The following is a 483-nucleotide window of genomic DNA, read 5'->3' on the forward strand; positions in this document are numbered from 1 at the left end:
GTACTGTCTTTCAAATACGTATTCAGCCCGACGAACGCCAGCAGCCCGACGAGCGCGAACACCGCCCCGATCGCCCACAGCGGCACCTCGCGCTTGAGCCGGTGCGAGATCTGGTCCGGCAGCGGCCAATGCGGCGCGAACGGTGCGCGCTTGCCCTTCATGTTCGCGATCTCGTCGCCAAGCCGTGCGGTCAGATACGCGAGCTTTTCCGGCCCTTCGAGCAGATACTTGCCCTGGAAGCCGAGCAGCAGGCACATATGGAACACCTCGAGCGACTGCAGCCGCGCCGCGCCCTGCGCGCGGCAGTCTTCGAGGTACTGATAGAACTTCTAGCCCGCGAGTTGCTCGCCGAACAGCACGAGCTGCAACGGCCGGCGCTCCCAGTCCGCGCGGATCTTGAACGGCGACGACAGTACCGATTCGTCGATCGCCGCGCAAAACGCGAACTGCGCCGCATAGACGTCGTCGGCGGCGATGTTGAGC

Annotated in this window: 1 pseudogene; it reads right to left on the reverse strand. The window is 64.8% G+C overall.

Annotated elements, in window-relative coordinates:
• Positions 1 to 476: pseudogene (locus J5M71_RS29470) on the reverse strand (DotU family type IV/VI secretion system protein); the annotation flags it as partial.
• Positions 477 to 483: the final 7 nt, after the last annotated feature.

Origin of the sequence: Pseudomonas sp. 43(2021) (genome assembly GCF_017490805.1) — a bacterium.
Taxonomy (GTDB): domain Bacteria; phylum Pseudomonadota; class Gammaproteobacteria; order Pseudomonadales; family Pseudomonadaceae; genus Aquipseudomonas.